Annotated in this window: 7 protein-coding genes; all 7 read right to left on the minus strand. The window is 67.4% G+C overall.

Going from position 1 to position 8435, the window contains the following annotated elements; genetic code table 11:
* Positions 1-5 precede the first annotated feature (5 nt).
* The 7 genes from VKG64_18375 to VKG64_18405 all read right to left on the minus strand — a co-directional run bounded on the left by VKG64_18375 (position 6) and on the right by VKG64_18405 (position 8174).
* Positions 6-1760: a cbb3-type cytochrome c oxidase subunit I gene (locus VKG64_18375; protein HKB27007.1), complete on the minus strand. Its 1755-nt coding sequence runs from the start codon at positions 1758-1760 to the stop codon at positions 6-8.
* The gene (gene coxB / locus VKG64_18380; GenBank protein ID HKB27008.1) at positions 1757-2455 is read right to left on the minus strand and encodes a cytochrome c oxidase subunit II; all 699 of its coding nucleotides are present in this window, start codon (positions 2453-2455) and stop codon (positions 1757-1759) included. Before coxB ends, VKG64_18375 begins: the two co-directional genes overlap by 4 nt.
* 16 nt (positions 2456-2471) lie before the next feature.
* Positions 2472-3170, minus strand: coding sequence for a hypothetical protein (locus VKG64_18385; protein ID HKB27009.1), 699 nt, complete (start codon positions 3168-3170; stop codon positions 2472-2474).
* A gap of 28 nt (positions 3171-3198) precedes the next feature.
* Positions 3199-4599 (minus strand): c-type cytochrome, encoded by a 1401-nt coding sequence (locus tag VKG64_18390; protein HKB27010.1) that lies wholly within the window; start codon positions 4597-4599, stop codon positions 3199-3201.
* 239 nt (positions 4600-4838) lie between these two features.
* Positions 4839-5591, minus strand: coding sequence for a cytochrome c (locus VKG64_18395; GenBank protein HKB27011.1), 753 nt, complete (start codon positions 5589-5591; stop codon positions 4839-4841).
* Positions 5592-5598: 7 nt separating this feature from the next.
* Positions 5599-6393, minus strand: coding sequence for a c-type cytochrome (locus VKG64_18400; protein HKB27012.1), 795 nt, complete (start codon positions 6391-6393; stop codon positions 5599-5601).
* A 2-nt stretch (positions 6394-6395) separates the two neighbouring features.
* A complete protein-coding gene (locus VKG64_18405; GenBank protein ID HKB27013.1) occupies positions 6396-8174 on the minus strand; it encodes a cytochrome ubiquinol oxidase subunit I in 1779 nt (592 codons plus the stop codon).
* Positions 8175-8435: the final 261 nt, after the last annotated feature.

Below are 8435 nucleotides of genomic sequence, written 5' to 3' on the forward strand. Positions count from 1 at the left end.
CCCGATCAGTGGCGCCGCGCTCCCGCGGACGTCACGGGCGGCGCGTTCTGCGGCAACCAGTCTTCCTTCGACTCGGGCGAACTGTACTCGTAGGGGCCGCGGTAGACGGTCGGCAGCGTCGCGCCCCAGTTCAGGTGCGGCGGCGGCGACGGCGCCGTCCACTCGAGGGTGTTGGCGTTCCAGGGGTTCAGCGGCGCCTTCTTCCCGGCGAAGAGCGACCAGAAGAAGTTGATGACGAACGGGATCTGCCCCAGGCCGAGGCAGAGCGCCGAGATCGTGATGAACACGTTCCAGTGCTGCTGGTGCTGGAGGAACTCGTACTGCATCGGGTTGTAGATGCGCCGCATCTGCCCGCCGACGCCGATGATGTGCATCGGGAAGAACGTGAGGTTGAAGAAGACGAACGTCGGCCAGAAGTGGAGATGGCCGAGGACCGTGTTCGTCATCCGCCCGAACATCTTCGGGAACCAGTAGTAGATCGCGGCGAAGGCGCCGAAGATCGAGCCGCCGAAGACGACGTAGTGGATGTGGGCGACGATGAAGTACGTGTCCTGGATGTAGATGTCCACGGGCGTCGAGGCCATGAAGATGCCGCTGAGCCCGCCGATGACGAACATCGACACGAACGCGAGCGCGTTCAGCATCGGCACGGTGAACTGGATGCGCCCGCCCCACAGCGTGCCGAGCCAGTTGAAGGTCTTGATGGCCGACGGCACCGCGATGACCATCGTCGTGACGGTGAACGCCATGCCGAGCGCCGGGCTCATGCCGGAGACGAACATGTGGTGGCCGTAGACGACCCACGAGAGGAACGCGATGGCGATCATCGAGAACGCCATCGCGTGGTAGCCGAAGATCGGCTTGCGGGAGAAGACCGGCAGGATCTCCGACGCGATGCCCATCGCCGGCAGGATCAGGATGTAGACCTCCGGGTGGCCGAAGTACCAGAAGAGGTGCTGCCACAGGAGCGGCTCGCCGCCGCCCGAGGGACGGAACCAGCTCGTCCCGAGCGTGCGGTCGAAGAGGAGCATCGCGACGGCCGAGGTCAGCACGGGTAGCGCCAGCAGGAGCAGGATCGCCGTGATGAACAGGGACCAGACCACCAGCGGCATCCGGAAGAGCCGCATCCCCGGCGCCCGCATGTTGATGATCGTGGTGATGTAGTTGATCGCCCCCATCATCGAGCCGATACCCATGATGAAGAGGCTGATGCACCAGATGTTCTGCCCCCAGTTCACGCCCGTGTACGACGCCACCGCGGAGAGGGGCGCGTAGGAGGTCCACCCCGCCGCGGCGTGGCCGCCCTCCACGAAGAAGCCGGAGAGCATGATGAGGCCCGCGCTGCACGTCACCCAGAAGGACAGCATGTTCAGGAACGGGAACGCCATGTCGCGCGCGCCGATCATCAGCGGGATGCAGAAGTTCCCGAACGCGCCCGCGAGGATCGGCATGATCACGAAGAAGATCATGATCGTCGCGTGCATCGTGAACGCCATGTTGTACGTGCTGGGCTCGAGGATCCCGCCCGTCTCCCGGAGGATCGGGCCGAGCCCCGGCACGGGCGTCTCGGGCCACGCGAGCTGCCAGCGGACCATGAGGGCCAGGAGCCCGCCGATGATCATCATGAAGAGCCCGAGGAACAGGAACTGCCGGGCGATCATCTTGTGGTCCGTGGAGAAGATGTACGTCCGAACGAAGCCGAGCTCGTGGTGCCCGGCGTGCTCGACGTGCCCGTGCGCGGTCGCGCTGCTGGCGCTCATCTCTTGGCTTTCCCCTCTTTCTTGGGCTCGACCGCGGGCTTCGCCTCGGCGGGCTTGGCCTCCGCGGTGAGGTTCTCCGCGGCCCACTTCGCGTACTCCTCCGGGGTGTGCACGTAGATCCAGCCCCGCATCCCGGAGTGGCCGAAGCCGCACAGCTCGGCGCACGGCCATTCGTATTTGCCGGGCTTCACGACCTCGAACCACTGGACGATCTCACGGCCCGGCACCGCGTCCTGCTTCATGCGGAACTGGGGCACGAAGAAGCTGTGGATCACGTCCTGCGAGCGCAGGTGCACGCGGATCACCTTGTTGACGGGCACGTGCATCTCGTCGAGGAAGACCGTGTCGTTGCCCGGGTAGGTCACCTGCCAGTTGAACTGCTTCGCCGTCACGTAGACGTCGAAGTCGGTCGGCGGCACGTGCATCTTGATCCTCGACCAGGCGGGCACGCTGAGGATCGTCAGGATGACGAGGATCAGCGCCGGCACGACGGTCCACGCGATCTCGAGCGGCGTGCTGCCGTGCGTGTACCGCGCCTTCCGGCCGGGCCGGTCACGGTAGATCACGATGAACACCAGCATCGCGACGAACACGAGGACGAACGTCACGCCGGTGATGTAGTAGATGAGGTGGAACAGCCAGTCGATCTCCTGGCCGTACGTCGACACGTTCTCCGGCAGCCACCAGTCGAGCATGCAGAGCCTCCTGGCCCTACTTCTTCATCTCGATGCTGACCTTCGCCACCTGCCCGGCCTTGACCTCGACCTCCTTCGTCTGCTTGCCGAGCGTCTCGTGCCAGACCTCCAGCGTGTGCTTGCCCGCCGGGACGTTCGCGATCTTCGTCACGCCGCTGCCGTCCGTGACGCCGAAGTAGGGATGCGGCATGACGGCGACCCAGCCGAGCATCCAGCTGTGCACGTCGCAGGTCAGCTTGATGATCTCGGGCTTCTCGAACTTCTCCGTCATCACCTTCTTGAACTTCGGCTGCGCCTTGTTGATGGACGGGTTGGCGGTCGAGTACGTGTGGATGTTGTGCAGGACGCCGTCGGAGTTCTTGATCTCGATCTCGCCCGGCGTCATCGCGAGCACGTGGGGGACGAACTTGCAGCCGTGCTGATCGACCTCGGCCTTCTTCGCGGTCGCCTCGCCCTTCATGCCGGCGACGGAGACGACGGCGTTCGCGAGCCCCTTGTTCCCGCCGACGACCACCTTCTCGATCTTCGCCTCGGTCCCGCACTTGTCGGTGTCCTTGTTGATCTTGAGCGTCTGGATCTGCGGCGCGCCGGCGTAGGTCACCGTCGCTTCGATGGTTCCGCCGCCCTGGGCCCCCACCGGCGCCGGCCGGGCGACGAACACGGCGAGGCCGGCGACGAGGGCGAGCGCCAGGAACGCTCCGAATGCTCTGCGCATGGCTCTTGCTCCTCCTGCTGACGCGAGGTTATGCACGCCTGCGTGCGACGCGACCCACGAGCACCATGACGACGAACGTCAGGACCGCCACCACCGGAGGAACGACGAAGCGGCGACTCGATTGCGGCTCCTCCAGCCGCAGATAGTACCACGATGTCAGGGACATCCTGGCCCCGGCCTCCCCCGCTCCGCCGTCCCACGCCTGGAACGCGATCGGCGTGAAGACGCCGGGCCGGAACGTGAGGCGCGCGGCGTCCTTCGAGACGAGCGGGCGCTTCAGCACGAGCCGGTACTGGCCGTCGGCGTAGACCGCCTTGGCGGTGACCTCGCCGCCCGCGATCGGCGCGAGCTTCGCCGGACCGTTCGCGTGCGCCTCGGTGCCGCCCTTGCCGTTCTCCCAGCGGAGCAGGTACACGGCGTCCGACGCGTCGCCCATGAGGAAGTACGGCCGCTCGAGCCCCGTCGGCAGCTCCCGCGGGAACTGGAGCGCCACGGCGTCGGCGAAGGTCTTGTTCACCGCGTCCTGCACCGACCGCGTCGGGTCGTCCCACGCGAGGTGAAACGCGATCTCCTTCTCGTTCCAGGCGGCCCGCAGCGTCACCACGTCGATCGCGGGATTGACGTTCCGCGGCTCGATCGTCACCTGCCCGACCAGGGGGACGTTCTGCGGGGCGATCCCCGCCCAGAACGGCGCGTTGGGATCGTCGGGGATGTCGCCCGCGACCGCCCGCGCCGACAGGAGCGTGGCGTAGCCCGGCGACTCGGGGCCGAGCGACGCGATGTAGTTCGCCAGGTGCCAGATGTCCTCGGGCTTCTCGACCGAGTCGATGAACGTCGGCATCGGCGTGCCGAGGATCCCGGCCGCGAGCCGCATGGCGATGTCGGCGCGCGTCGCCCCACCGCGGAAATTCCAGCGCTTGGCGAGGTTCGCCGGCCGGATCGGATGGCCCCACTCGTCCTTCAGCTCGGGGCGCGAGGGGCCGTCGGCCCGGCCCGCGGCGCCGTGGCACTTGTTACACTCGATCGCCTCGAACATCTCCTTGCCCCGCTTGATCGACTCGGGCGACGAGGCGACTTCCTTCGGCAGCTCCTGCTTCTTTGGCGCTTCCTTGAAGCGCTCCGGCGCGAACGTCTTGAGGTACGCGACGAGGCTCCAGCGGTCCTTCTCCGGCAGGACCTTCCACCCCGGCATGAACGTCCCCGGCATGCCGTGCGTGATCACGGTGAAGAGATCCTGGTCGGTCGGCGTCTTGTTGGCGGTCGTGCGGATCTTGTAGATGCCGGTCGTGAAGTCGCGCGGCCGCGGATCCAGCAAGTCGGCCGCCGGCCCCTTGCCGTCGCCCTTCTCGCCGTGGCAGAGCGCGCACTTCTTCTCGTAGACGATCTTCCCCGCCTGCGCGTCCCCCGCCTGCCCGTACGCCTGTCCCACGCCCGCAGCCAGGGAGATCAAGGAGAGAAGCGCGCACGCGGCCAGTCGCGCGGGCCGGCGCAGCCCTGCGAGACCCGTGTAGTCAGGGCTGCCGGAGGCGAGCGTTTGAGAACCGGCCACCCGCGTTGCAGCTAGCGTGGTCGAGCAGGGCTCGCCGACCCGCGCGAGGCGCGCTGCGACTAGCGTGGTCGACGAGGGGCCCCCGCCTCCCACGCCTCGCCGACTGACGAGCGCGCGCATCAGTGCGAGGTCTCCCAGCGCCGCGGCTGCTGGCCCGTCGCGTCGTACAGGTACATGATGACCTGCCAGACCTGCTCCTCGGTCAGGCGGTCCTCCCACGCGGGCATCGCCGAGTTCCAGGGCGTCGACTCCCTCGGGAGCCCGGGACCGCCCTTCGCGATCCGCCAGAAGAGGTACGCCTCCTGGAGCATCGCGATCGTGCCCGGATCCTGGAAGTCCGCCGGCTGCGGATTGAGCGCCGGCGCGAACAGGCCGTGCCCGTCGAGGTTGTCGCCGTGGCAGTACATGCAGTTCCGGATGTAGATCTCGCCGCCCGCCGCGACGTGCCGCTTGACGCTCGCCTGGTCCTTCCGCAGGGGGTTCTCCACGCCGGAGATGTTGATCTCCTTGCCGCGGAACTGGATCGAGCCCGGCGGCGCCGGATGCACCGCGCGCAGCTCCGCCGGGGCCTGGGGCGTCGCCGCCGCCTGCGTGTAGGCGTAGTAGCCGAGGAGGATCGGTAGCACGACCGCGAGCGCCAGGCGCACGGCCCGGCGGCTCGGGTCCACGAGCGTCGCGCGGATCGGGCCCACGAACGAGCGCCAGGAGTCCGAGTCTGAGGAGACGTAGATGAGAACGGCCAGGAGCACGACCGTCATGTAGATCTTGATGACGCTCCACGGCGCGGGCGGGCGGATCCCGAACCGCAGCACGACGAACGCGAGCACGAGGATCAGGACCGCCTGGACGAAGCGCGAGCGCAGCAGGCTCATGCCGGAGTCATTTGAGCGTCAGGAGGAAGGAGACGAGGTCGACGTACTCCTTCGCCGTCAGCGACTGGCCGAACATCGGCGGCATGACGCCCTTGGGGTAGCCCGTCACGGTGCCCATCGCCGCCGGGTTGAGGATCTTGCCCATGATGTACTCCGGCGTCTGGATCCGCGCGATCTGCGAGAGGTCGGGCCCGACGGGCGAGGCCCCGATCTTGCCCGCCTTGTGACAGGCGATGCAGGCGCCCTTGCCCGTGAAGACCGCCTCGCCCGCCTTGGGGTCGCCGGGCAGCTTGAGCTCCGCCGGCGCGCCGCCCGCCGCCGCGCCGGCCGTCTTCGGGATGTCGTCGAGCTTCACGTCCACGGTGCCCCCGAGCGACTCGAGGAACGCCGTGACCGCCCAGAGCTCGGAGCGGTTGAGCCCGATCGGCGGCTTGTCGACGCGTGGCATGATGTTGGGGTAGCCCTCGACGAGGTAGGCGCCCGGGTCGAGCAGCGACTCGATGATGTACTGCTTGGCGCTGAGCCCGGGCTTCCGCTTGGCGGCGCGCGCGCCGACGCCCGCGAGGTCGGGCGCGCGCATGCCCTTCTCGCCGACCTTGTGGCAGACCTCGCAGGTCCCCTTGGTCTTGAAGATCTGCTCGCCGGCCTTCACGAGCTGCTCGGGCGTGACGCCGCCGCCCTCGAGGGAGAGCTCCTCGGGGGGCCTGGACTCGATCTGCGGGATCGAGTTCGCGAAGTACGTGTACGACCCCATCACGCCCAGCGCGAAGGCGCCGACCTTCACTCCGACGGGCACGCGCATCGCTAGGGGGCGTCCTCGCTGCCGCCCGCGATCACCGGCGCCGCGCCGTGCGCCCCGGCTCGGCCGCGCTCGGAGAGCCCGCCGAGCCAGAAGATGAACATCACCAGCGCGAAGAACGCGGCGGTCACGATCGTGATGACGTTCGCGGCGTAGCCGAGCGCCGGCGTGACCGCGTCCACCGAGGTGTCGCGCATGACGCCGTACACGTGCCAGTACTGCCGGATCCCCGAGCGCGCGAAGCCCATCAGCCCCATCAGCCACGTGAAGGTGACGGCGAGGAGGATCAGCACGTACTGCGAGCGCGCGGGGATCCGGCCCCAGCGGATCGCGCCGGTCGAGCGCGCCCCGCGGAACATCGGGATGTCGATCGTCATCACCAGGACGATCGCGCCGAGCACCGCGCCCACCTGGTAGACCGAGAACCCGATCCGCACGATGGACTCGACGAAGTAGCCGTACACGCCGTAGAACACGACGATCGCGGCCGCGACGAAGAACGCCGCCCACTGGATCGCCATGCCGGTCAGCACCCAGGACTTGATCGGGAGCTTGTTGGCGCGGCGGTAGAGCACGTAGGAGAGGAACGTCGTGAGGATCATCAGGTTGACGGCGGTGTTCTTGGCCGACATCACGCCGAGGACGCCGAGGACGGGATGGTGGGTCCCGCCTATCGCGCGGGCCTCGTCGAGCGTCACGATCAGGCTGTGGGGCGTCGCCCACACCATGAACCCGATCGCGAGGATCATCAGCATGTACGGGACGTATTTCCGGTAGCGCTCGGACCCCGGGATGCGTTCCATGCCGAGCCAGAGGTAGTAGTTCGAGCCGAGGAAGAGGATGCCGATCAGGATGGCCTGGATGATCCAGAGCCACGACATGAAGCCGCCCATCATCGTGATGCCCATCGTCTGGTTGAACGCGTAGATCTCGCGGCCGAGCCAGTAGCCGGCGAACGGGAGCACGATGAACGCCGACAGCGCGACGAAGTTTCCGACGTAGCCCATCCAGTCGTAGCGCGCCCGCTCCTCGTCGGTCGTCGCGTTGAGGAACCGGAACGCGGCGTAGGCGGCGGCGATCGTGCCGCCGAAGACGATGTTCGCGATCAGGCGGTGGATGTTGAGCGGCATCCAGGTGTAGTTGTTGATCGCCGCCCAGACCGAACCCTTGAGGGCGCCGCTCTCCGTGATGCCGGCGGGCGACATCATGAAGGTCACCCAGGAGTTCGCGACGACGAGGATCGCGGTGCCGAGGAGGTTCGACAGCACGCCGAGGCCCACGTGGATCCACTTCCTCGGGCCGGCGAGCCAGTCCCAGCCGTAGTACCAGAGGTAGACCGTGAAGGTCTCCGCGAAGAACAGCAGGGCGTAGACCCAGTAGGTCGGGAAGAAGATCGAGGTCATGTACGTCCAAAACTTCGGGTAGTAGCCGACGAACAGGAACAGGAGGAACGCGCCGAGGAGGGCGGTCGTGGAGAACGCCGCGAAGGTGAGCTTGACGAACTCGTGCGAGAGCCAGTCGTAGCGGGCCTCGCCCGTGCGCCAGCCGATGATCTCGATGATCACCGCGAAGATCGGCACGCCCAGGATGAACGCGGCGAAGTTCAGGTGGAGCTGGGCCACCGCCCACACGGCGAGCCGGGAGCCGATCAACGGGAAGGCGCGATACGCCGGCTCCGTGGCGGCGTCCTGCGCGTGCGCGGGAAGGGCGGCGACGACGGCGACGAGGAACGCCGCCGACAGGGCCGCCCGGGCGGCCTGCCGGAGGGCGGAGCCATCCCTCATTGCGACTCCCGGAAGAAATCCCAACGACGGCGTTGGTCGGCCCTCGCGAGCGACGCGCTTGTTCTCGGATTCACAGGAGCGATCAGCGCCAACTTTTAGGCCAAACTGTTTGGAGTGTCAAGGGAAAACGACCCGGACGCGTTTGACACACGCGAGGCCGAACATTAACATCGCTACGAGGAGCCCGCGATGAAGCCGCAGCTCTCCCAACGCTTCCAGTTCTCGCTCGCCTACGTCCTCGTGGCGGCCGTCGTCCTGTCG

It is taken from the genome of Candidatus Methylomirabilota bacterium, assembly GCA_035260325.1.
Taxonomy (GTDB): Bacteria; Methylomirabilota; Methylomirabilia; order Rokubacteriales; family CSP1-6; genus AR19.

What these genes read in the sequence shown, in the direction of transcription:
- VKG64_18375 (HKB27007.1), bottom strand. Translation starts at nt 1,760, where the DNA reads ATGAGCGCCAGCAGCGCGACCGCGCACGGGCACGTCGAGCACGCCGGG.
- VKG64_18395 (HKB27011.1), bottom strand. Translation starts at nt 5,591, where the DNA reads ATGAGCCTGCTGCGCTCGCGCTTCGTCCAGGCGGTCCTGATCCTCGTG.
- coxB (HKB27008.1), bottom strand. Translation starts at nt 2,455, where the DNA reads ATGCTCGACTGGTGGCTGCCGGAGAACGTGTCGACGTACGGCCAGGAG.
- VKG64_18405 (HKB27013.1), bottom strand. Translation starts at nt 8,174, where the DNA reads ATGAGGGATGGCTCCGCCCTCCGGCAGGCCGCCCGGGCGGCCCTGTCG.
- VKG64_18400 (HKB27012.1), bottom strand. Translation starts at nt 6,393, where the DNA reads ATGCGCGTGCCCGTCGGAGTGAAGGTCGGCGCCTTCGCGCTGGGCGTG.
- VKG64_18385 (HKB27009.1), bottom strand. Translation starts at nt 3,170, where the DNA reads ATGCGCAGAGCATTCGGAGCGTTCCTGGCGCTCGCCCTCGTCGCCGGC.